This is a genomic window from Micromonospora hortensis (assembly GCF_022230935.1).
GTDB lineage: Bacteria > Actinomycetota > Actinomycetes > Mycobacteriales > Micromonosporaceae > Micromonospora > Micromonospora hortensis.
This window is the reverse complement of sequence record NZ_JAKKFE010000071.1, coordinates 53,712-75,559: the sequence shown is the minus strand read 5'-3', so window position 1 is coordinate 75,559 and position 21,848 is coordinate 53,712. Positions and strand designations below refer to the sequence as shown.

The 21,848-nt window shown below is 70.0% G+C and carries 20 protein-coding genes; 15 read left to right on the top strand and 5 right to left on the bottom strand.

Annotated elements, in window-relative coordinates; genetic code table 11:
• The first annotated feature begins 41 nt into the window (after window positions 1-41).
• The 7 genes from NIE111_RS31000 (at window position 42) to NIE111_RS30970 (ending at window position 8,362) form a co-directional block, all read left to right on the top strand.
• Window positions 42-1,307, top strand: coding sequence for an ATP-binding protein (locus NIE111_RS31000; RefSeq protein ID WP_238687763.1), 1,266 nt, complete (start codon window positions 42-44; stop codon window positions 1,305-1,307).
• A gap of 2 nt (window positions 1,308-1,309) precedes the next feature.
• A complete protein-coding gene (locus NIE111_RS30995) occupies window positions 1,310-1,996 on the top strand; it encodes a response regulator (protein ID WP_030337843.1) in 687 nt (228 codons plus the stop codon).
• Between the two features lie 631 nt (window positions 1,997-2,627).
• Window positions 2,628-4,265 carry a peptide ABC transporter substrate-binding protein gene (locus tag NIE111_RS30990; RefSeq protein ID WP_238687762.1) on the top strand — a complete coding sequence of 546 codons (1,638 nt, stop codon included), beginning with the start codon at window positions 2,628-2,630 and terminating at the stop codon, window positions 4,263-4,265.
• Window positions 4,266-4,413: 148 nt separating this feature from the next.
• On the top strand, window positions 4,414-5,340 hold the full coding sequence (locus NIE111_RS30985) for an ABC transporter permease (protein ID WP_238677478.1): 927 nt from the start codon (window positions 4,414-4,416) through the stop codon (window positions 5,338-5,340).
• A complete protein-coding gene (locus NIE111_RS30980) occupies window positions 5,333-6,301 on the top strand; it encodes an ABC transporter permease (RefSeq protein ID WP_238687761.1) in 969 nt (322 codons plus the stop codon). The genes NIE111_RS30985 and NIE111_RS30980 overlap by 8 nt, the downstream gene beginning before the upstream one ends.
• Before the next feature lie 26 nt (window positions 6,302-6,327).
• On the top strand, window positions 6,328-7,356 hold the full coding sequence (locus NIE111_RS30975; protein ID WP_238687860.1) for an ABC transporter ATP-binding protein: 1,029 nt from the start codon (window positions 6,328-6,330) through the stop codon (window positions 7,354-7,356).
• The gene (locus NIE111_RS30970) at window positions 7,349-8,362 is read left to right on the top strand and encodes an ABC transporter ATP-binding protein (protein WP_308193778.1); all 1,014 of its coding nucleotides are present in this window, start codon (window positions 7,349-7,351) and stop codon (window positions 8,360-8,362) included. The genes NIE111_RS30975 and NIE111_RS30970 overlap by 8 nt, the downstream gene beginning before the upstream one ends.
• A 168-nt stretch (window positions 8,363-8,530) precedes the next feature.
• On the opposite strand, the gene NIE111_RS30965 is transcribed toward NIE111_RS30970, so the two are convergent.
• Window positions 8,531-8,914 carry a chorismate mutase gene (locus NIE111_RS30965; RefSeq protein ID WP_238687760.1) on the bottom strand — a complete coding sequence of 128 codons (384 nt, stop codon included), beginning with the start codon at window positions 8,912-8,914 and terminating at the stop codon, window positions 8,531-8,533.
• Between the two features lie 324 nt (window positions 8,915-9,238).
• Between NIE111_RS30965 and pcrA the strand changes: the two genes are divergently transcribed.
• Entirely contained in the window at window positions 9,239-11,644 is a 2,406-nt protein-coding gene (gene pcrA, locus NIE111_RS30960) for a DNA helicase PcrA (RefSeq protein WP_238687759.1), read from the top strand.
• A 94-nt stretch (window positions 11,645-11,738) separates the two neighbouring features.
• Here pcrA and NIE111_RS30955 read toward each other — a convergent pair whose 3' ends face one another.
• The gene (locus NIE111_RS30955) at window positions 11,739-12,509 is read right to left on the bottom strand and encodes a M23 family metallopeptidase (protein WP_238687758.1); all 771 of its coding nucleotides are present in this window, start codon (window positions 12,507-12,509) and stop codon (window positions 11,739-11,741) included.
• A 273-nt stretch (window positions 12,510-12,782) separates the two neighbouring features.
• Window positions 12,783-13,490: a M23 family metallopeptidase gene (locus NIE111_RS30950; RefSeq protein ID WP_238687757.1), complete on the bottom strand. Its 708-nt coding sequence runs from the start codon at window positions 13,488-13,490 to the stop codon at window positions 12,783-12,785.
• A gap of 486 nt (window positions 13,491-13,976) precedes the next feature.
• Between NIE111_RS30950 and icmB the strand changes: the two genes are divergently transcribed.
• The 3 genes from icmB (at window position 13,977) to sucD (ending at window position 16,881) form a co-directional block, all read left to right on the top strand.
• On the top strand, window positions 13,977-14,381 hold the full coding sequence (icmB, locus tag NIE111_RS30945; RefSeq protein WP_030491849.1) for a coenzyme B12-dependent isobutyryl CoA mutase small subunit: 405 nt from the start codon (window positions 13,977-13,979) through the stop codon (window positions 14,379-14,381).
• A gap of 431 nt (window positions 14,382-14,812) precedes the next feature.
• Entirely contained in the window at window positions 14,813-15,991 is a 1,179-nt protein-coding gene (gene sucC / locus NIE111_RS30940; RefSeq protein ID WP_238687756.1) for an ADP-forming succinate--CoA ligase subunit beta, read from the top strand.
• 2 nt (window positions 15,992-15,993) lie between these two features.
• Entirely contained in the window at window positions 15,994-16,881 is an 888-nt protein-coding gene (gene sucD / locus NIE111_RS30935) for a succinate--CoA ligase subunit alpha (protein WP_238687755.1), read from the top strand.
• Between the two features lie 60 nt (window positions 16,882-16,941).
• Here the strand turns inward: sucD and NIE111_RS30930 are convergent, their stop codons facing one another.
• On the bottom strand, window positions 16,942-17,208 hold the full coding sequence (locus tag NIE111_RS30930) for a DUF4190 domain-containing protein (RefSeq protein ID WP_238687754.1): 267 nt from the start codon (window positions 17,206-17,208) through the stop codon (window positions 16,942-16,944).
• Between the two features lie 200 nt (window positions 17,209-17,408).
• Between NIE111_RS30930 and NIE111_RS30925 the strand changes: the two genes are divergently transcribed.
• Window positions 17,409-18,698 carry a cell division protein PerM gene (locus NIE111_RS30925; RefSeq protein ID WP_238687753.1) on the top strand — a complete coding sequence of 430 codons (1,290 nt, stop codon included), beginning with the start codon at window positions 17,409-17,411 and terminating at the stop codon, window positions 18,696-18,698.
• Between the two features lie 94 nt (window positions 18,699-18,792).
• Here NIE111_RS30925 and NIE111_RS30920 read toward each other — a convergent pair whose 3' ends face one another.
• On the bottom strand, window positions 18,793-19,347 hold the full coding sequence (locus NIE111_RS30920) for a DUF4190 domain-containing protein (protein WP_238687752.1): 555 nt from the start codon (window positions 19,345-19,347) through the stop codon (window positions 18,793-18,795).
• A 12-nt stretch (window positions 19,348-19,359) separates the two neighbouring features.
• Between NIE111_RS30920 and NIE111_RS30915 the strand changes: the two genes are divergently transcribed.
• From NIE111_RS30915 to purH, 3 genes are read left to right on the top strand one after another with little or no spacing between them, the layout of a single operon-like run.
• The gene (locus NIE111_RS30915; RefSeq protein ID WP_238687751.1) at window positions 19,360-19,641 is read left to right on the top strand and encodes a hypothetical protein; all 282 of its coding nucleotides are present in this window, start codon (window positions 19,360-19,362) and stop codon (window positions 19,639-19,641) included.
• Complete coding sequence (gene purN, locus NIE111_RS30910; protein WP_091406347.1) at window positions 19,638-20,258, top strand: phosphoribosylglycinamide formyltransferase; 621 nt, start codon at window positions 19,638-19,640, stop codon at window positions 20,256-20,258. Before NIE111_RS30915 ends, purN begins: the two co-directional genes overlap by 4 nt.
• On the top strand, window positions 20,255-21,826 hold the full coding sequence (purH, locus tag NIE111_RS30905) for a bifunctional phosphoribosylaminoimidazolecarboxamide formyltransferase/IMP cyclohydrolase (RefSeq protein ID WP_238687750.1): 1,572 nt from the start codon (window positions 20,255-20,257) through the stop codon (window positions 21,824-21,826). The genes purN and purH overlap by 4 nt, the downstream gene beginning before the upstream one ends.
• Window positions 21,827-21,848: the final 22 nt, after the last annotated feature.

The window sequence follows — 21,848 nt, the reverse complement described above, 5'->3', positions numbered from 1 at the left end:
CGTGTGACGATCGAGTCACCGACCTCCACCTGTCCGCCACAGTGACCAGGGAGCCTCCGATCAGCACCGTGACCTCGCCCCCGCGCCTGTACCGCGCCCCGGAGCACCGGATGGCCGCCGGCGTCGCCGCCGGTATCGCCGACCATCTCGGCATCTCGGTGCTGCGGGTGCGCGTCGCGTTCATGGTCCTGCTCGGTCTGAGCGGGCTCGGCCTGCTGCTCTACGCGGCGTTCTGGGCGGTGGTGCCGCTGCGTCCCGGTGACACGGCGGTGCCGCCCCGGCGGGACGTCGCCCAACTTCTGCCGTTCGTGGGGATCGGGCTCGGTGTCCTGCTGATCCAGGTGATGGTCTTCGACTCGGTCGGCGCGGCGGGCACCGCCGGTTGGTTGGTGGCCATCATCGCGGTCGGCGCCGGGGTCATCTGGCACCAGTCCGCGCCCGAACGGCGGCGACAGTGGGGCGAGGCCATGCCGGTGCCCTGGCTCGGCGCGGTCGTCGAGGAGAGCGACCGGCGGGCCTTCGTGCTGCGGTTCATCGGCGGGGGAGTGCTGGTCGCGGTCGGCATCATCGGCGTCGCGGCCGTCTACTCACCGGCACAGAACTTCGACGCGGTGATCAATGGCGTGATCTTCGCGTTGGTCGGGCTGGCGGGCGTCGGCGTGGTCGCCGCGCCGGTGCTCTGGCGGACGTACAGCCAGCTCCGCTCGGAGCGCGAGGGGCGCATCCGCGAGCAGGAGCGGGCCGAGTTGGCAGCGATGGTGCACGACCAGGTGCTGCACACGTTGGCCCTGATCCAGCGCAACGCCGGCGACGTCAAGACGGTGCAGCGGCTGGCCCGAGGGCAGGAGCGTTCCCTGCGCAACTGGCTCTACAAGCCGACCGCTTCGCCGAGCGAGCGGTTCGCCGCCGCTCTGGAACAGGCCGCCGCCGAGGTCGAGGACACCTTCGCGATCAGCGTCGAGACGGTGGTGGTGGGGGACCGGGAGACCGACGAGAAGGTCGGGGCGCTGGTCGCGGCCGCGCGGGAGGCGTTGGTGAACGCGGCCCGGCACGCCGGCGTGCAGACCGTGTCGCTCTACGCCGAGGTGGAGCCGGATCAGGTCAGTGTCTTCGTCCGTGACCGGGGGAAGGGCTTCGATCCGGATACCGTGGAGGACCACCGGCACGGCGTACGCGGCTCGATCATCGGGCGGATGAAGCGGCACGGCGGACGGGCCGAAATACGGTCCGGCCCGGGGGAGGGGACCGAGGTCCGGTTGATCCTGCCGATCTCCCGGGACTCGTCCGCAGCGGAGAGGAACAGATGACCATGGCCGAGCAGTCGACCGAGCACCTCGACCCGGCGGATGCCCGCCCCGAGCGGCTGCGGGTGTTCCTGGTGGACGACCACGCCATGTTCCGAGCCGGGGTGCGCGCGGAGCTGGGCGCCCACGTCGAGGTGGTGGGCGAGGCGAGCACCGTGGCCGAGGCGGTCACCCGGATCGCCGCCGTCGGCCCGGACGTGGTGCTGCTCGACGTGCACATGCCCGACGGTGGCGGTCGGGCGGTGCTGGAGGCGATGCGGCGTACGCACCCGCAGGTCAAGTTCCTCGCGTTGAGCGTCTCCGACGCGGCGGAGGACGTGATCGGGTTGATCCGTGCCGGCGCCCGTGGGTACGTCACAAAGACCATCTCCCCCGACGAGTTGGCTGCCGCGATCCGTCGCGTGGCCGACGGGGACGCGGTGTTCAGCCCACGGCTGGCCGGGTTCGTGCTGGACGCCTTCGCGGCCCGGCCGGACGCGCCGGTGGCCGACCCGGAGCTGGACCAGCTCACCAACCGTGAGCGTGAGGTGCTGCGGCTGCTGGCCCGGGGGTACGCGTACAAGGAGATCGCCAAGGAGCTGTTCATCTCCATCAAGACTGTGGAGACGCACGTGTCGAACGTGCTGCGCAAGCTTCAGATGTCCAACCGCTACGAGCTCTCCCGTTGGGCGGCGGATCGCCGCCTCGTGTGACGGCGCGTCGGCACCGGCGAGGAGACAGCGCGTCGTTACCGGCGAGGAGACGGCGCGTCGGCACCGGCGAGGATCAGAGAAACGTCCGGCGCGCCCTCGTACACCCAGCCGATGATCGTGTCCGGGTAGCCGTGGGGGCCCTCATCCGGATGGCTCGAAACGTGAGTGGTGACGGACGTCCCACCGGGCTCGGGTGACCTCGGGGCTCACGCAGGGGCCGAGGCCGACTGTTCGGGTGGCGCAACGTATTTCCTGCTCAGTGCCGCCCGTGTCGGGCGTTTTATGATCATTTTTCAAGTATCGGCAACGTGGCGGGCAACTAACGGCTTGATAACGGCACCTTCACGGAAGAGGCCAGTGGGTGTCACAGTGGCAGCACCTCACCATCGGTGTGTGGCACTCCGTACGCCCCACGACCACGATTCCGCCGATCTCGGCGGCCCGTGGCTGTGTCGATTGCGTCGTGCCAAGCCTCGTTGGTGGGGGAGCCCGGCGGATCGGAACATCAGGGGTGTCCCCAACTTCCCTGTGGTCCCGGCGACCCGCGCCCCCGGGGTGGTCGGGCGGTGTCACCCCCAAACGTGCGTGAAACCCACGACGGAACCTGGTTAGAAAGAGGAGGCCCCTCGGAATGAGAGTCTCGAAGCGGGCGACGAGCGCCATCGCGCTCAGCGCGGCTGCCGCGCTTGTCGCGAGCGGTTGCTCGAGCGGCGGCGGCGACGAAACTGCCGCCAGCGCGGATGGCTCGATCGTTGTTCACGGCGTCCAGCCGGAGAACCCGCTGGTCCCGTCGAACACCACGGAGACCGGTGGCGGCAAGATCATCGACTGGCTCTTCACTGGCCTGGTCGAGTACCCGAACGACGGTGGGGCCCCGCGTAACGCGCTTGCGGAGTCCATCAACACCACGGACTCCAAGGTCTTCACGATCAAGATCAAGGCCGGTACCAAGTTCCACGACGGTACCGAGGTCAAGGCGAAGAACTTCGTCGACGCCTGGAACTGGGCCGCCTACTCGCCGAACGGTGCGCAGAACGGCACCTTCTTCGCGGACATCGCGGGCTTCGACCAGACCTACACCACGGACCCGGATGGCGCGGACGGCCCGAAGAAGGCCCCGACGCCGACGACCGACAAGATGTCCGGCCTGAAGGTCATCGACGACCAGACCTTCGAGGTCACCCTGGCGGCGCCGACCGCGGTCTTCCCGACCAAGCTCGGCTACAGCGCCTTCATGCCGCTGCCGGACGTGTTCTTCACCATGAAGCCGGAAGAGTTCGGCCGCAAGCCGATCGCCAACGGCCCGGTGAAGTTCGTGTCGTGGGAGGACAACTCCCTCATCAAGCTGACGCGCTTCGACGACTACAACCTTCGCGACAAGATGAAGGTCAAGGACGTCGACGTCAAGCTGTACCAGGACGACAACGCGGCCTACGCCGATCTGCTGGCCAACAACCTCGACTTCATGGAGGTTGTCCCCACCTCGGCGCTCGCCGGCGACAAGTGGAAGACCGACCTCGGTGACCGGGGCCGCTCGACCGTCACGCCGTCGACCGCGTTCATCGCGTTCCCGATCTACGACAAGCGCTTCCAGAACCCGAAGCTGCGTCGTGCGGTGTCGCTGGCGGTCAACCGGCAGGAGATCTCCGACAAGATCTTCTTCGGCACCCGCAAGCCGGCCGACAGCTGGGCGAACCCGCTGACCCCGGGCGCCAAGCCGGGCAACTGCACCGCCTGCAAGTTCGACCCGGCCACGGCCAAGACGCTGCTCGCCGAGGCCGGTGGCTTCAGCGGTGAGATGGTCTTCTACTACAACGCGGACTCCGCCCACAAGGACTGGATGGACGCCGTCGCGCAGCAGATCAAGACCAACCTCAACATCAACGCACGGGCCGAGGGTGTGCCGACCTTCGCGGTGTTCCGCCAGAACATCAACGCCCACAAGATGAACGGCCCGTACCGCGCTGCCTGGCAGCAGGACTACCCGGACGTCGAGAACTGGGTCAACCCGCTGTTCATCACCAACGGCTCCTCGAACGACGGCCTCTACAGCAACCCCGAGGTCGACGCCCTTGCCAAGCAGGCCAGCGGCGCTCCGAGCCTGGAGGCCTCGCACGAGGCGTTCGCCAAGGCGGTCGAGAAGGTCGACCAGGACGTCCCGAGCATCCCGGTCTACTTCTACGGTCAGCAGTCCGGCCACTCGGAGAAGATCAAGAAGCTCGAGCTGAACAACGTCGGCGAGATCGACATCACCTCGGTCGAGCTCTGATCCGAACGGTCTGACCCCGGGTCGGGCTCGCCACATCCGGTGAGCCCGACCCGGGGCCGTTCCGCGATTGGGTGTTACAACACTCCACTCGCACGTTGTCACCACCGTGTCGGCCGTCCGACGCGCCCCCTGTCTGGAGGACCACCCCATGGGCCGTTATCTGTTGAGACGGCTGCTCCAACTCGTGCCGGTCTTCATCGGTACGACGTTCCTGATCTACTGGCTCGTCTGGGCCGTTCCGGGCGATCCGTTCGCCGGCAAGTGCGGTGAGCGTCGCTGCCCGGACCAGTACATCGCCTTCATGACCGAGAAGTACCACCTCGACCAGAACGTCTTCGTGCAGTACGCCAACTACATGAAGAACCTGCTCCAGGGCGACTTCGGTCAGACGTTCTCGCAGCGCGAGATCAGCGACATCATCCTGACTTCGTACCCGAACACCCTGAAGCTGGCCGTCGTGGCGCTCGCCATCGAGGCCGTGATCGGCCTCGGCGCCGGCGTGCTGAGCGGTCTGCGGCGTAACGGCTTCCTGGACAACCTGGTCCTGGTCTCCACCCTCTTCCTGATCGCACTGCCGGTCTTCGTGGTCGGCTTCGTGCTCCAGTGGCTGCTGGGTGTGCAGTGGGGCATCATCAAGCCGACCGTCTCCTCCGAGATGCGGTGGTCCGAGCTGATCGTGCCCGGCTTCGTGCTCGGCAGCGCGTCAGTGGCGTACATCGCACGGGTGGCAAGAACGAGCATCGCGGAGAACCGCCGCGCGGACTACGTGCGTACCGCCATCGCCAAGGGCCTGCCGATGCGCCGAGTCGTTGGTGTGCACCTGCTGCGCAACTCGCTCATCCCGGTGGTGACCCTGCTCGGCACCGACCTCGGCGCCCTGATGGGCGGCGCGATCGTCACCGAGGGAATCTTCGGCATCAACGGGATCGGCCGCCAGGTCTTCCGAGCGATCATCACCAAGGAAAGCGCCACTGTAGTAGGCATCGTGGTCGTCCTGGTGCTGGTCTATCTCGTGATGAACCTGCTGGTTGACCTGCTCTACGCCGCCCTGGACCCGAGGATCCGTTATGAGTGACCCGAGTACCGCATCGATCGTCAGCACCCCTGGCGCACACCCCACCGACTCCGCCGCCCCCGCCACCGCGGGCCAGCCGCAGAGCAACGACAAGCCGCGCGGCCTGCTCGGCGACGCCTGGCGGGACCTGCGACGCAAGCCGCTGTTCTGGATCTCGGCCACGCTGATCGTGATCTTCCTGCTGATGGCGGCCTTCCCGGCGCTGTTCGCCCCGGGCGACGCGGTCAACGGCTCGCTGTCCCGCAGCCTCGACAAGCCGTCGGCCAATGGCTGGTTCGGCTACGACGTGCAGGGCCGTGACGTCTACGCTCGCGTCATCTACGGTGCGCGTGCGTCCATCCAGGTCGCCGTGCTCTCCGTGCTGGGCACCCTGCTCATCGGCGGAACCATGGGCATCATCTCCGGTTACCGCGGTGGCTGGGTGGACGCGCTGCTCAGCCGGATCGCCGACGTCTTCTTCGGTCTGCCCTTCGTGCTCGGCGCGATCGTCATCCTGACCACCTTCAACGGCTCGGGCGCCGGCAACAGCAAGAACAAGATCATGGGCCTGGTGACCGCGTCCCTGATCGTGCTGAGCTGGCCGGTCGTGATGCGACTGATGCGCTCCTCGGTGCTCGCCACCAAGGAGGCCGACTACATCGTGGCGGCCCGCGCACTGGGTGCCGGCACCGGCCGGATCATCCTCAAGCACCTGCTGCCGAACTGCCTGGCCCCGTTGCTGGTGTACGGCACGATCATGGTCGGCTCGTTCATCGGCGCCGAGGCCACCCTGTCGTTCCTGGGCGTCGGTCTGAAGTCGCCGGTGGTGTCCTGGGGCATCATGATCAGCGACGGGCAGCAGTTCATCCGGGTCGCGCCGGGGCTGGTGTTCTTCCCCGCCGCGTTCCTCGTCACCGCAGTGCTGAGCTTCGTGATGCTCGGTGAGTCGGTCCGCGAGGCCCTCGATCCGAAACTCCGCTAGGGGAGATCCAGTTGTCCGACATTCTCGTGTCCGAGCAGTCAGCGCCGGGACCCGGCGGGTCCGGGCGTCCCTCCGGCCGCCTGCTCGAGGTCGACGACCTGCGGGTGGAGTTCCGCACCCGGGACGGCGTCGCAAAGGTCATCAACGGGGTCACGTACCACGTCGACGCGGGGGAGACCCTCGCCGTGCTCGGCGAGTCCGGCTCCGGTAAGAGCGTCACCGCGCAGACCATCATGGGCATCCTCGACACGCCGCCCGGCTTCGTCACCGGTGGGCAGGTCCGCTTCCACGGCAAGGACATGCTCCGCATGTCTGACGAGGAGCGCCGCCGCATCCGCGGCGAGGGCATCGCGATGATCTTCCAGGACGCGCTCTCCGCGCTGAACCCCGTCTTCACCGTCGGGTTCCAGATCGCCGAGCAGTTCCGGGTCCGGCGGGGCATGAGCCGCGCGGAGGCCAAGAAGCGCGCGATCGACATGCTCGACCAGGTCAAGATCCCGAACGCCAAGGGCCGGTTCAACAACTACCCGCACCAGTTCTCTGGCGGTATGCGGCAGCGCGCGATGATCGCGATGTCGCTGGCGCTCGACCCCGAGGTGCTGATCGCGGACGAGCCGACCACCGCCCTCGACGTGACGGTGCAGGCCCAGATCATGGACCTGCTGGCCGAGCTTCAGCGCGAGCGGCAGATGGGCATGATCCTGATCACCCACGACCTCGGCGTGGTCGCCGACGTCGCGGACCGGATCGCTGTCATGTACGCGGGCCGGATCGTCGAGGAAGCCGACGTGTACGAGCTGTACGCCAAGCCGGCGCACCCGTACACGCTGGGTCTGATCGACTCGATCCCGCGCCTCGACGAGAAGGGGCAGCAGCTCCGGACGATCAAGGGCCTCCCGCCGAACCTGATGAACATCCCGCCGGGCTGCCCGTTCAACCCGCGGTGCCCGATGGCTCAGCCGGTGTGCCGGGAGAAGGTCCCGCCGCTGCTGCAGGTCGGCCCCGCTCGGGCCAGCGCCTGCCACTTCGCCGAGGAGCTGGTGAACCGTGTCTGAGAACATCCTCGAGGTCAATGACCTGGTCAAGCACTACCCCGTCACGCAGGGTGTGGTGTTCAAGAAGACCGTCGGTCAGGTCAAGGCGGTCGACGGGGTCTCGTTCGGACTGCGCGCCGGTGAGACGCTCGGTGTGGTCGGCGAGTCCGGCTGCGGTAAGTCGACGCTTGCCCGGGTGCTGATGAACCTGGAGAAGCCGACCGCCGGCAACGTGGTCTACAAGGGCCAGGACATCTCGAAGCTGTCCGGTGGGGCGCTGCGGCGTCTGCGCCGGCAGATCCAGCTGGTCATGCAGGACCCGTACACCTCGCTGAACCCGCGGATGACCGTCGGTGACCTGCTCGGCGAGCCGTTCGAGATCCACCCGGAGGTGGCGCCGAAGGGCAGCCGCCGGGCCAAGGTTCGCGAGCTTCTCGACCTGGTCGGGCTCAACCCGGAGCACATCAACAGGTACCCGCACCAGTTCTCCGGCGGTCAGCGTCAGCGCATCGGCATCGCCCGCGCGCTCGCGCTGCGGCCCGAGATCATCGTCTGCGACGAGCCGGTGTCGGCGCTGGACGTCTCCATCCAGGCCCAGGTCATGAACCTGCTGGAGCAGTTGCAGGGCGAGTTCGGCCTCTCGTACGTCTTCATCGCGCACGACCTGTCGGTGGTCCGCCACCTGTCGGACCGGGTCGCGGTGATGTACCTCGGCAAGATCGTCGAGATCGGCACCGAGGACGAGATCTACGAGCGACCGACCCACCCGTACACCCAGGCGCTGCTCTCCGCGGTGCCGGTGCCGGACCCGACCCAGCGGAACAACAAGACGATCATCCGGCTCACGGGTGACGTGCCGTCGCCGATCAGCCCGCCGTCGGGCTGCCGGTTCCGGACCCGCTGCTGGAAGGCGCAGGACGTCTGCGCCGAGCAGGTCCCGCTGCTGGAGATCCGACGGGACTCGGACCACCCGAGCGCCTGCCACTTCGCCGAGAAGCGCGAGATCGTCGCCAGCCACGAGGTGTGAGTCACCGAGACCGCCTGCCGCCGTCACCACGACGACGGCAGGCGGTTTCGTCTGTCAGTGACCCGGATCGGCAGCGCGGCGCCTGGCCGCCCACGCGGCGTCAGTGAGCAGACGGGCGGTGTGGCTCACCAGGGGGCCGTGGCCCGGTTCGACGCGGGCTGGGACGGCTCACAGCGGGCCGCGGCCCGCGCGGAGCAGCAGCAGGGCGAGCTGGGTGCCGTCGGCGCCGAGCGCGACCCGGAAACGCTCCAGGATCTCCCGTTCCCGGGAGAGCACCAGGCGGGTCCCTCCGGACGCCATCCGGGTCACCCCGACCTCCTGGGACAACGCGGCCCGCTCCTGCCAAAGCGTGATCAACTCGTGGTCGATCGCGTCGATCCGTTCCCTGATCTGCACGATCCGCGCCGAGGCGGACGGCTCCTGGGTGCCGGTCTGCTGCTCGGCCGGCTCGGCGTCCGCCGGTGGTGTGGCCACCGCCGGCTCAGTGCCCTGCACGGCGGGCTGCCCCGGTCGGATCGGGCTGCCGCTCTGCTCCATCACGTCTGTCATCATCGGGTACCTCTCGCACTGTGGTGCCCGGTGCCCGGAACCTGGGACGGAAAAAGCCCCGGACTCCAGGAGCCCGGGGCTTTAGCAGGTCTGAATCGATCAGGCGCGACCTACGGCAGCCGGACTCCCGGTGCCATAGTAAAAGTAGAAGCGCGCAGCGATCACGCCGTCGAGTATGCCCACGTCGTTGCCGGGTGCGCAAGCATTCCGCGTCGCGGAGGGCGCCTTTCGCCGGTGGGCGTGTCGGGTGGTGGTGCGTGCCGTCGGGCACGAGCCGCTGAGCGCCAGAGGCGCAGTGTCCGGCCGGCGGCATAGACTTGTCGGGCGATGCATCCTCTCTTCGACATCCCCGCGTCCCCGCCTGCGCCGGAGTCCGCGCCGGCCCGCCCGCACCGACCCGGGGCTGCCGTCGCGCGCCTCGATCCGCAGCAGCTGCTCGCCGGGCTGAACGGGCCGCAGCGCGACGCCGTCAGCCATGCCGGCTCGCCGCTGCTGATCGTGGCCGGCGCCGGGTCCGGCAAGACCCGGGTGCTCACGCACCGGATCGCCTACCTCCTCGCCGCTCGGGACGTGCACCCCGGTGAGATCATCGCCATCACCTTCACCAACAAGGCCGCCGGCGAGATGAAGGAACGCGTCGCCGCGCTGGTGGGCCCCCGGGCCCGCCTGATGTGGGTGTCGACGTTCCACTCGGCCTGCGTGCGGATCCTGCGTGCGGAGCACGAGCACGCCGGCCTCAAGTCGACATTCTCGATCTACGACGCCGACGACTCCCGCCGGTTGATGCAGTTGGTCACCCGCGAGCTGGATCTCGACCCGAAGCGCTACCCGGCGCGTGGGCTGGCCGCCCAGGTCTCCAACCTCAAGAACGAGCTGGTCGACCCGGAGCAGTTCGCGGCGCGGGCCACCGGCCCCAACGAGCGGGCGCTGGCCGAGGCGTACACGCTCTACCAGCGTCGGCTGCGTGAGGCCCATGCCCTGGACTTCGACGACCTGATCATGACGACGGTGCACCTGCTCCAGTCCCACCCGCACGTCGCGGAGAGCTACCGTCGGCGGTTCCGGCACGTGCTGGTGGACGAATATCAGGACACCAACCACGCCCAGTACATCCTGATCAAGGAGCTGGTGTCCGGCACCGAGGGGGTGGAGCCGGCCGAGCTGTGCGTGGTCGGCGACGCGGACCAGTCGATCTACGCGTTCCGGGGCGCGACGATCCGCAACATCCTGGAGTTCGAACGGGACTACACCAACGCCCGCACGATCCTGCTGGAGCAGAACTACCGCTCCACCCAGACCATCCTCAACGCGGCCAACGCGGTGATCGACCGCAACACCTCCCGCAAACCGAAGCGGCTGTGGAGCGAGGCCGGCGCCGGCGAGCAGATCGTCGGCTACGTGGCCGACACCGAGCACGCCGAGGCCGACTGGGTGGCCCGTGAGATCGACCGGCTGGTCGACGCCGACGAGACCCGCCCCGGCGACGTCGCGGTCTTCTACCGCACCAACGCGCAGTCCCGCGTCTTCGAGGAGGTGTTCATCCGGGTCGGCCTGCCCTACAAGGTGGTCGGCGGGGTGCGCTTCTACGAGCGCAAGGAGGTCCGCGACGCCCTGGCGTACCTGCGTTCGGTGGTCAACGACGACGACACGGTGAGCCTGCGGCGGGTGCTCAACACCCCGCGCCGGGGCATCGGCGACCGCGCCGAGGCGTGTGTCGAGGCGCTCTCCAGTCGCGACCGGATCTCGTTCGGCGCGGCGCTGCGGCGGGCCCGGGAGGCGCCGGGCATCTCCAGCCGGGCTGCCAACGGCATCGCCGACTTCGTGGCGCTGCTCGACGGGGCCCGCGAGCTGTCCGAGACCGGCACCCCGGAAGAGGTGCTGGAGGCGCTGCTGACCCGCTCGGGCTACCTCACCGAGCTGGAGGAGAGCCTGGACCCGCAGGACGCCGGTCGGGTGGACAACCTCCAGGAGCTGGTCAGCGTCGCCCGCGAGTACACCGAGCGGATCGAGGCGCTGGGCGAGGAGGGGGAGCGGGCCACCCTGGCCGGTTTCCTGGAGCAGGTGGCGCTGGTCGCCGACGCCGACCAGATCCCCTCCGACGACCCCGACCACCAGGGCGTTGTCACCCTGATGACGCTGCACACCGCCAAGGGGCTGGAATTCCCGGTGGTCTTCCTGACCGGGCTGGAGGACGGCGTCTTCCCGCACCTGCGCTCGCTGGGCGACACCCGGGAGTTGGAGGAGGAGCGCCGCCTGGCGTACGTCGGCATCACCCGTGCCCGACAGCGGCTCTACATGTCCCGGGCGGTGACCCGCTCGGCCTGGGGGCAGCCGTCCTACAACCCGCCGTCGCGCTTCCTGGAGGAACTGCCGACCGAGTTGGTGCACTGGGAGCGCACCGAGGGGTCGTACACCTCGTGGGCTGGCGGGGGCGGCGGCGTCGGTGGCCGTGCGGACCGCGCGCCCGGCGTGCGTGGCAACTTCACGGGGGGTACCCCGAAGGCGGCGCAGTTGGCGCAGCGGCTCGGCGTGGACGCCAGCCGGCTGACCACCGCCAGCGAGCTGCCGCAGGGGCCGAAGGTGTCAGCGGGCGACCGGGTCAACCATCAGCGGTACGGGTTGGGGCGGGTGCTCGCCGTCGAGGGGCACGGCCCGGGTGCCCGCGCGCAGATCGACTTCGGCGACCAGACCATGTGGCTGGTGCTCCGGCACGCCCCGGTCGACAAGCTCTGACCCGGCGCGCCCGCACGATTGCACTGCGGCAGGAGGGAGGGGCCTCGGGCCCCTCCCTCCTGCTGTTGCGCCCGGACCGCGCCGGGATGTCGCCTCAGCAGCCCAGGTCGACGCCGTGGGCCCGCATGAACGGGGCCGGGTCGATCTGGTTCCACATGCCCTGGTGCACCTCGAAGTGCAGGTGCGGGCCTGTGGCGTCGCCGGTGGCGCCCTCGTAGCCGATGAGCTGGCCGGCCTTCACCTTCTGGCCGACGGTGACAGCGATGCGGCTCTGGTGGGCGTAGTGCGTCAGGTAGCCGTTGCCGTGGTCGACGAAGACGGAGTTGCCGTACCCGTCGGAGGCGTCGCCGGCCTGGGTCACGGTGCCGGCGGCCGCCGCGTGGATCGGCGTGCCGGAGGGCATCGCCAGGTCGATACCGGCGTGCAGGGTTCCCCAGCGCTGCCCGTAGCAGGACGTGACGGCCGCGCCCGGCATCGGGTCGACCCAGGCGGGCGTGGGCTTGGTGGTCTTCTTCGGCTTCGGCTTGGCCTTCGCGGCGGCCGTCTTCGCAGGGGCCGGGCTGGCGCTGATCGCGGACGGGCTGGGCGTCGGGCTGAGCGAGGGGGCGGCCGGGGTGCTCGACTCACGAACCGAGCGGTCGGCCCGGCTCGCGGCGTCGGCCCGGGCCTGGGCGTCGAGGGAGACGGCGGCGGGTGCCGGCTGGTCGGTGCCGCTGGTGGCGACGGCGACACCGCCGAGGCCGAGGGCTACCAGGGCGGCGGCCCCGAGCACGATGAGGCGGTTCCGTCGGCCGGTGCGCCGCGGCGGCGGGGTCTCGCTGGTGTCGGGGGTGTTCTCGTTCTGGACGGGGCTGTCTTCCTGCACGGCGGACCTTCACAGTCGAGGGGCACTTGACCTCGAAATACTGGTGTCCGGCCGAGGTAGGGCAGGCGCGGGGACCGAACCCTCGGACAGAGAGCGGACGGTCGGGTGCCCGGATATGACCCGCTGTGAGGCGCTACATCCAGAAAAGTGATCATGTTGGCGCGTGTCGTCGGTCACATTCGGTGCTGTGACCCGGGATACATCCGCCGGGACCGCACAAAGCAAAACCGCCCGGATCAACAGATCCGGGCGGTCAACGGTCGTCACGCACCGTCAGCCGGCGGCTACGTCGCTGTAAATTGCCTCGACTTGCAGCTTGATGTCCACTCCGCGCTCCTGGAGGAACGGCACCGGGTCGATCGGCTGCCCCTTGACATGGATCTCCAGGTGCAGGTGGGTGCCGTACGCGTGGCCGGTCTGACCCACGAGGCCGAGTTGGTCGCCCGCCTTGATCTGCTGGCCTTCCTTGACGCTCACCGCGGAGGAGTGGCCGTAGATGGCCTCGCTGCCGTCGGCGTGCTGGACGATCACCGCGTTGCCGTACCCGCCGAACCAGCCGGCCTTGGTGACCAACCCGTCGTGGATCGCCACGTAGGGCGTGCCCTCGCCGGCGACCAGGTCCACGCCGGTGTGCATCTTGCCCCAGCGGACGCCGTACGGGGAGTTGAAGTCGTAGCCCTGCAGCGGCAGCAGCCAGACCTCGGGCTCGGCGTTGTCAGTGCTGCGGCTGTCCCGGGAGGCGCGGTCGGCGTTGTCCGCACGGGCCGCGGCGTCCTGGCTGGTGACCGACGCCTGCTTGAGCTCGTCGAGGACCGTCGGGCTGACGTCCTTGGCGTCCGGCAGGGCGCTCGCGCCGAGGGCCACGATGCCGGCACCGACGAACGCGGTGGTGACGACAGCGGCGTAACGGCTGCGGGGTGGGGTGGGTACGCGGCGGCGACCGCGATATCGATCGGGCTCAGACGACAGGCGCTGGCGCACGCACACCCTCCGTTGTCGGGGTTCCGAAGCGGCCGGTGGGCGTCCCCTGAAGCTCCAGTGAGACGTCCGCTGACCGCGTCGTCACCCGTCCATGGACCTGATGACAACCGTGGACACGTTAGCCAACCGCCAGGCGAGTCACAAGCTAGACCGAAAAATTGGCGTGTCGATCTGTCCGTTTGCGTCCATGATTGTCATGCATCGCGACGCCGAACGGTGCCCCCGTCGCTGCCCGTTCGTCGCCGAGCGTGACCGTTCCGGCGGAGTCGTCCGACTTGACTCCGGACGGCGCCGGGATGGCGTCCCCGGCCCTGCCAGCGGCGCGGTGGCGACGAGGCCGGGACGGCGCCAGGCCGGACCTCTCCGGGTTGCGCGGTCGACACGCCGGGTAACGGCCGGTAGCCGAGCCCGGATTTCCCGGGTCGGGCCCGCCGGGTTACCGTTCGTTAAGGTGAAGGCGGTCAAGCCGGTGAAAGGTGTGCGCTGATGAGCTCTCGGATTCGGGTCGTCGTCGCGAAGCCTGGCCTGGACGGCCACGACCGGGGCGCGAAGGTCGTCGCGCGCGCCCTGCGAGATGCCGGCATGGAGGTCGTCTACACCGGCCTGCACCAGACTCCCGAGCAGATCGTGGAGACCGCCATCCAGGAGGACGCCGACGCGGTCGGCCTGTCAGTGCTCTCCGGGGCGCACATGACGCTCTTTCGGCGGGTGCTGGAACTGCTCGGTGAGCGGGACGCCCGCGACATCGTCGTGTTCGGTGGCGGCATCATTCCGAACGGCGACATTCCCGAGTTGGAGAAGCTGGGCGTCGCGAAGATCTTCACGCCGGGCGCCACCACCCAGGCGATTGTCGAGTGGGTTCGACAGAACGTGGCTCAGCCGGTTTCCTGAGGCACGCCGATCCGCTGCGCCACCGATTTTGGGCACGGGGGAGGGGCCGGACGCACCCCTCACACGTCCGGCCCCTCTATGCACGATGCCCCGCCGCCACCCCTCGACCGACAGGGCATCGGCCGTATCCCGTCTTTGCGCTGTTCAGCGCTCCGACATCTGACTCAACGACGCCCCCACGACAGGGTTACGCAAGCCGGACAACATCGCCCGGACGGTGGATGCCGCCCGAGTCATGGCCGGAAACCGGCCACACCTGATGCCCGGTTGTGCATTACCGCACACCGTGCACCCGCTCGGTTGCCGGTGGTGCCGACCTCGCTAGGCTGCGGCCAATGGCCTGTTTCAACTGATGACAGGCGTCAAACTGTTTTCTGAACGCTGGTGGCGGCGCGACGGCGCGCCGCGGAGACGGGACGGGACGCGCAATCGTGGACCTGTACGAGTACCAGGGGCGGGACCTGTTCGAGCGGCACGGCTTGCCCGTGCTGGCCGGCGGCGTCGCCACTACCCCGGAAGAGGCCCGCGCGATCGCCGAACGTCTTGGCGGCCGTGTGGTCGTCAAGGCGCAGGTAAAGGTCGGCGGCCGAGGTAAGGCCGGCGGCGTCAAGCTGGCCGAGGGCCCGGATGAGGCGGTGGCCCGGGCCACCGACATCCTCGGCATGGACATCAAGGGTCACACCGTCCACAAGGTCATGATCACGGTGACCGCGGACGTGGCCGAGGAGTACTACTTCTCGTACCTGCTCGACCGGGCGAACCGCACCTTCCTCTGCATCGCCAGCGTCGCCGGTGGCATGGACATCGAGCAGGTCGCCGCCGATACCCCCGACAAGGTCGTGAAGGCCCCGATCGACGCCGTGAAGGGCGTGGACGAGGCCAAGGCCCGCGAGATCGTGACCGCTGCCGGCTTCCCGGCCGAGGTCGCCGACCAGGTGGTCGAGATCGCCGTCGGCCTGTGGCAGGCGTTCGTCGCCGAGGACGCCACTCTGGTCGAGGTCAACCCGCTCGCCAAGAACGGCGACGGCCGGATGCTGCTCCTCGACGCCAAGATCAGCCTGGACGAGAACGCCGGGTTCCGGCACCCGGACCACGAGGCGCTCGTCGACCAGGCCGCCGTGGACCCGCTGGAGCAGGCCGCCAAGGCCAAGGACCTCAACTACGTCAAGCTCGACGGCGAGGTCGGCATCATCGGCAACGGCGCAGGTCTGGTCATGTCGACCCTCGACGTGGTCGCGTACGCCGGTGAGCGGCACGGCAACGTCAAGCCGGCCAACTTCCTCGACATCGGCGGCGGCGCGAGCGCCGCGGTGATGGCGAACGGGCTGGAGATCGTGCTCTCCGACCCGGCCGTGAAGAGCGTCTTCGTCAACGTCTTCGGCGGCATCACCGCCTGCGACGAGGTCGCCAACGGCATCATCCAGGCGCTGGCCCTGCTCGAGCAGCGCGGCGAGCAGGTCACCAAGCCGCTCGTCGTCCGTCTCGACGGCAACAACGCCGAAGCTGGCCGGGCGATCCTGGACAGCGCGAACAACCCGCTCGTGCAGCGGGTGGACACCATGGACGGTGCGGCCGAGCGGGCCGCCGAGCTGGCAGCTGCGGGGGTCTGATCATGGCTATCTGGCTGACCAAGGACTCGAAGGTCATCGTCCAGGGGATGACCGGTTCCGAGGGTTCCAAGCACACCCGGCGGATGCTGGCCGCCGGCACCAACGTCGTCGGTGGCGTCAACCCGCGCAAGGCGGGCCAGACTGTCGACTTCGACGGCACCGAGCTGCCGGTCTTCGCGTCCGTCGCGGACGCGATGGCCGAGACCGGGGCCGACGTCACTGTCATCTTCGTGCCGCCGCAGTTCACCAAGGCCGCCGTGGTCGAGGCGATCGACGCCGCGATCCCGCTGGCCGTGGTGATCACCGAGGGCGTCCCGGTGCACGACACCGCGTCGTTCTGGGCGTACAACGTCTCGCAGGGCGAGCGGACCCGGATCATCGGGCCGAACTGCCCGGGCATCGCCTCGCCGGGCGCGTCCAACGCCGGCATCATCCCGGCCGACATCACCGGCTCCGGCCGGATCGGCCTGGTCAGCAAGAGCGGCACGCTGACCTACCAGATGATGTACGAGCTGCGCGACATCGGTTTCTCCACCTGCGTCGGCATCGGCGGTGACCCGATCATCGGGACCACCCACATCGACGCCCTCGCGGCGTTCGAGGCCGACCCGGAGACCGACGCCATCGTCATGATCGGTGAGATCGGTGGCGACGCCGAGGAGCGGGCCGCCGAGTTCATCAAGGCCAACGTCACCAAGCCGGTGGTCGGCTACATCGCCGGCTTCACCGCTCCGCCCGGCAAGACCATGGGTCACGCCGGGGCGATCATCTCCGGCTCCGCCGGCACCGCCGAGGCGAAGCAGGCGGCGCTGGAGGCCGTCGGCGTCAAGGTCGGCAAGACGCCGACCGAGACCGCGAAGCTGATGCGGGAGATCATGTCCGGCAGCTGAGCCGGTCAGGCAACACGAAGGGGGTCGACCGCTTACGGTCGACCCCCTTCGGCGTACGCGTCAGTCGTTGTTCCAGAACGGGTAGTTGCCGGTCGAGCGCAGGATCGCCCCGCCGATGATGTTGATCACGCCGAACGCGATGGCGAGGTAACCGAGCAGCGGCGACTGCCCGTACCGCCGGGCGTCGCGGATGGACAGGTAGCCGAAGACGATGCCGAAGACGCCGCAGCAGATCAGCCCCAGCACGATGCCCAGCAGGCCCCAGAGGGTGGTGCGGTCGCGTCCTCGGGCCGGTGGTGGTGGGGGAGGCGGGTATGGCGTCGTCACAGCTTCCTCCGAGCGGTAGTGGGCGACGTGCCGGCTTGGACCGCGACCGGCGGGCCCGTCCCGGGTGGCGGCGACTCGCGCCCCCTCAGGGCCGAGGCTAGACCGGCCCGGGTGAGCAGGACGTCGGTTCGGTGAACTCGCCGACCTTAGGAGGGGTTAACGGACTGCCACGGCCCGCGCGACGTGCCAGAGTAGAGCGGATGTCCCCCGTCACCCCTGACCGTCCCAGCCGTCCCGGCGGTGTGAGCGCCGACGACCGGCCGGTCGACCGCGCCGCACCGGCCCGGCGGGTGCCCGCGCCTCGCGCGGGCGGGTCGCCGCGCGGGCGGGCACCGTTGCCCGTCGCCGCCGGGGTGGCCGCCTGCTGGGCCGCCCTCACCTCCTACCTGCCGGTCGCCATAGTGCTCGGCCTGGTGCAGCTCGGCGCGGACTCCACCACACTGACCGGCACCCTGCGCACCGCGCTGGCCGGCTGGCTGCTCGGGCACGGCGTGCCCCTGCACACCGAGACCGGGCCGCTCGGGCTCGCGCCGCTGGCGTTGACAGTGCTCGCACTTTGGCGGCTGACCCGCGCCGGCGTGCACGTCAGCCGGGCGATCGGTGCTCGCGACACCCGCTCACCGCGCCGGGCACTGCTCGCCGCGGTAGCGGTCGGCATCGCGTACGCGCTGCTCGGCGCGCTCGCGGCGGTGCTGGTCGGCACGGGTGGGCCGACTGTGTCGCTGATCCGGGCGGGCGCCACGTTCGCGGCGGTCGGCACACTCGCCGCGCTGGTCGGCGCGGTCCGGATCACCGCAGTGACCCGGCTGCTCGTCACCCGGCTTCCGGGGCCGGTGCGCGACGGCGTTCGCACCGGCCTGGTGGCCGGGCTGCTGCTGCTCGGCGCGGGCGCGGGCGCAGCCGGTCTTGCGGTGGCCACCGGCGGCGGCGACGCGGCCGACATGATCGGGGCGTACCGGACCGGGGTCGCCGGGCAGGCCGGCATCACCCTGGTCAGCGCCGCGTACGCACCCAACGCGGCGGTCTGGTCGACCAGTTACCTGCTCGGGCCGGGGTTCGCGGTCGGGACCGACACCGCGGTCCGTACCAGCGAGGTGTCGGTCGGCGCGCTGCCGGCCGTGCCGCTGCTCGCTGGCCTGCCGCGTGGCCCGGTGGACGGCTTGGGCGCCCTGCTGCTCGCGGTGCCGGTGCTGGCCGGGATGGTCGCCGGTTGGCTGCTCGCCCGGCGGGTGGCTCGACTCGCCGTCCCGGAGCGGGCCGCGCAGCGCTGGGCCGAGTTGCTGGCGCCGGCGGTGCTGGCCGGGCCGGTGGCCGGCGTGGTGCTCGGCGCGGCCGCGGCGATTTCCGGCGGGCCGCTCGGCGCCGGTCGGCTGTCCCAGGTCGGGCCTGTGGGTTGGCAGGTCGGGGCGGTGGCGGCCGGTGTCATAGCGGTCGGCGCGCTGCTCGGTGCCGCCGCCACCCGGGCGCTGACCCGCGGGCCCACGCAGTAGCGCCGCCACCTGGGCGCTGACCTGCCGACCCGCGCCGTAGACGAGCGCGGGGCGCCCCGGGCGAACCCGGAGCGCCCCGCCGAATCCGCGCCCGTCAGGGCTGGGTGGGCAGGTTGACCTGCGCCACGACGCTCAGGATGAGCAGGAGGATGCCCAGCCCGACGCCAACCGCGCCGCAGATCAGACCGGCCTTGGCCTGGCCGGCGTTGTTGGCCTGGCCCTGGGCCACCTTCTGCTTGGCGAGGTAGCCGGTCACGATGCCCGCGATGCCGACCGGGATGCCCAGGTACAGGCAGCAGATCAGCGGGATCGACGCGATACCGAGGATCATCGACACCAGGCCGAGGGTGTTGTTCTGCCCCTGTGCCTGCGGGTACCCGGCGTTCGGGTAGGTCGGGCCGGCACCGTACGGGGGCTGCTGCTGCGCGTACGGGTCCTGGTACGGCGGCTGCTGACCGTACGGCTGCCCCGAGGTGGGCTGCTGGCCGTACGGGGCCTGCGGCGCGGCGTACGGGTCCTGCGGCTGCTGGCCGTACGGCTGGCCGGAGGTGGGCTGCTGGCCGTACGGGGGGGCCGGCGGCTGCGGAGCGGTCGGGTCCTGGTTGGGCTGCTGGCCGTACGGGTCCTGACCGGGGTTACCGGGCTGCATTCGAGAAGCTCCTTGGACTGGTTCCGTCAGTTGGTGCTCTTTATTTCCATCCATGATCGCGGTCAGTCCTCCCAAAGCCCAGTACAGCAACAGGACGACATGTCTCCCAAAGCAGGCAAACTTGCCCTTGTCGACCGCTTCGTGTGCCGGATCAGGGGCGGTGTGTGGGCCGGCGCGGCGTTCGGCCCGAGCGAGCGGCAGCGTACCGGGTCGACGCACGTCGGCACCGTCGAAGATCGGCGCACCGCCCAGTCGAAGGGCGTCCCTGACCTGCCCGATAGGGTGGCCCGGTGACCGAGCCCGCGCCTGTCGCCCGCATCGTCGTCCTCATCTCCGGCTCCGGGAGCAACCTTCAGTCGCTGCTGGATGCCGCCGCCGACCCCGCGTACGGCGCACAGGTCGTCGCGGTCGGCGCGGACCGCGACGGCATCGCGGGCCTGGACCGGGCCGACGCGGCGGGGGTGCCGACCTTCGTCGAACGGGTCCGCGACCACGACACCCGGGAGGACTGGGACCGCGCGCTCACCGCGCACGTCGCGAAGCACCAACCCGACCTGGTCATCTCCGCCGGTTTCCTCAAGCTGGTCGGCCCGCACTTCCTCGCCGCCTTCGGCGACCGCTACCTGAACACCCACAACACGCTGCTGCCGGCGTTTCCCGGCATCCACGGCCCGCGTGACGCCCTCGCCTACGGCGTGAAGCTCACCGGAGCCACCCTCTTCTTCGTCGACGCCGGCATGGACACCGGGCCGATCGTCGCGCAGGTAGCGGTGCCGGTGCTGGACGACGACGACGTCGACACGCTCACCGAGCGCATCAAGGAAGCCGAGCGACGCCAGCTCGTCGAGCAGGTCGGTCGGCTGGTCCGCGAAGGCTGGACCATCACCGGAAGGAAGGTCACGGTTCCGTGAGTCCCACTCAGGACGGGCGCCGCCCGATCAGGCGGGCGCTGGTCAGCGTCTACGACAAGACCGGGCTGGTCGAGCTGGCTCAGGCCCTGCACGCGGCCGGTGTGGAGATCGTGTCCACCGGCAGCACGGCGGGCACCATCGCCGCCGCCGGGGTGCCGGTGACGCCGGTGGAGACGGTGACCGGGTTCCCCGAGGTGCTCGACGGCCGGGTCAAGACCCTGCACCCGAAGGTGCACGCGGGTCTCCTCGCGGACCTGCGCAAGGACACGCACGTGGCACAGCTCGACGAGCTGGGCGTGGCGGCGTTCGACCTGCTGGTCTCCAACCTCTACCCGTTCCAGGCGACCGTCGCCTCCGGCGCCGGCGTCGAGGAGTGCGTGGAGCAGATCGACATCGGTGGCCCGGCCATGGTGCGGGCCGCCGCCAAGAACCACGCCTCGGTTGCCGTGCTCACCGACCCGGCCGGCTACCCGGCGCTGATCGGTGCGCTCAGCGAGGGTGGCTTCACGATGGCCCAGCGTCGCGCGCTGGCCGCCCGGGCGTTCGCCGACATCGCCGAGTACGACGTCGCGGTTGCCCAGTGGTGCGCCCAGGAGCTGGCGCCCGCCGACGACTCGTGGCCGCAGTTCGCGGGGTTGGCGCTGCGCAAGTCGACAGCGCTGCGCTACGGCGAGAACCCGCACCAGCCCGCCGCGCTCTACACCGACCCCGACGCCCCGGCCGGGCTGGCCCAGGCCGAGCAGCTGCACGGCAAGGAGATGTCGTACAACAACTACGTCGACGCCGACGCCGCCTGGCGGGCCGCCAACGACTTCGCCGACCAGCCGGCGGTGGCGATCATCAAGCACGCCAACCCGTGCGGCATCGCGGTCGGCGCGGACGTCGCCGAGGCCCACCGCAGGGCGCACGCCTGCGACCCGGTGTCGGCGTACGGCGGTGTCATCGCTGTCAACCGGTCGGTCTCGGTCGAGCTGGCCCGGCAGGTCGCCGAGATCTTCACCGAGGTGGTGGTCGCCCCCGGCTTCGACGAGGGCGCGGTCGAGGTGTTGCAGGGCAAGAAGAACATCCGGCTGCTGCGGGCACCGGCCTGGAAGCCGGCGCTGGTGGAGTTGCGGCAGGTGACCGGTGGCGTGTTGGCCCAGGTCGCCGACCGGGTCAACGCCCCCGGCGACGACCCGGCCAACTGGCAGCTGGCGACCGGCGAGGCCGCCGACGAGGAGCTGCTGCGGGACCTCGCGTTCGCCTGGCGGGCGGTCCGCGCCGTGAAGAGCAACGCGATCCTGCTCGCCAAGGACGGCGCCACCGTCGGCGTGGGCATGGGTCAGGTCAACCGGGTCGACTCGGCGCAGCTCGCGGTCAGCCGCGCCGGCGCCGACCGGGTCCGCGGCTCGGTCGCCGCCTCGGACGCGTTCTTCCCGTTCGCCGACGGCCCGCAGATCCTCATCGACGCCGGCGTCCGCGCCATCGTCCAGCCCGGCGGCTCCATCCGCGACGAAGAGGTCATCGAAGCGGCCAAGAAGGCCAACGTAACGATGTACCTAACCGGTACCCGCCACTTCTTCCACTAACCCCCCGGGGGCCAGACCCCGT

Coding starts and splice junctions, on each gene's coding strand:
- NIE111_RS30995 (WP_030337843.1), top strand. CDS start 1,310: ATGGCCGAGCAGTCGACCGAGCACCTCGACCCGGCGGATGCCCGCCCC.
- NIE111_RS30990 (WP_238687762.1), top strand. CDS start 2,628: ATGAGAGTCTCGAAGCGGGCGACGAGCGCCATCGCGCTCAGCGCGGCT.
- NIE111_RS30985 (WP_238677478.1), top strand. CDS start 4,414: ATGGGCCGTTATCTGTTGAGACGGCTGCTCCAACTCGTGCCGGTCTTC.
- NIE111_RS30980 (WP_238687761.1), top strand. CDS start 5,333: ATGAGTGACCCGAGTACCGCATCGATCGTCAGCACCCCTGGCGCACAC.
- NIE111_RS30965 (WP_238687760.1), bottom strand. CDS start 8,914: ATGATGACAGACGTGATGGAGCAGAGCGGCAGCCCGATCCGACCGGGG.
- pcrA (WP_238687759.1), top strand. CDS start 9,239: ATGCATCCTCTCTTCGACATCCCCGCGTCCCCGCCTGCGCCGGAGTCC.
- icmB (WP_030491849.1), top strand. CDS start 13,977: ATGAGCTCTCGGATTCGGGTCGTCGTCGCGAAGCCTGGCCTGGACGGC.
- sucD (WP_238687755.1), top strand. CDS start 15,994: ATGGCTATCTGGCTGACCAAGGACTCGAAGGTCATCGTCCAGGGGATG.
- NIE111_RS30925 (WP_238687753.1), top strand. CDS start 17,409: ATGTCCCCCGTCACCCCTGACCGTCCCAGCCGTCCCGGCGGTGTGAGC.
- NIE111_RS30920 (WP_238687752.1), bottom strand. CDS start 19,347: ATGCAGCCCGGTAACCCCGGTCAGGACCCGTACGGCCAGCAGCCCAAC.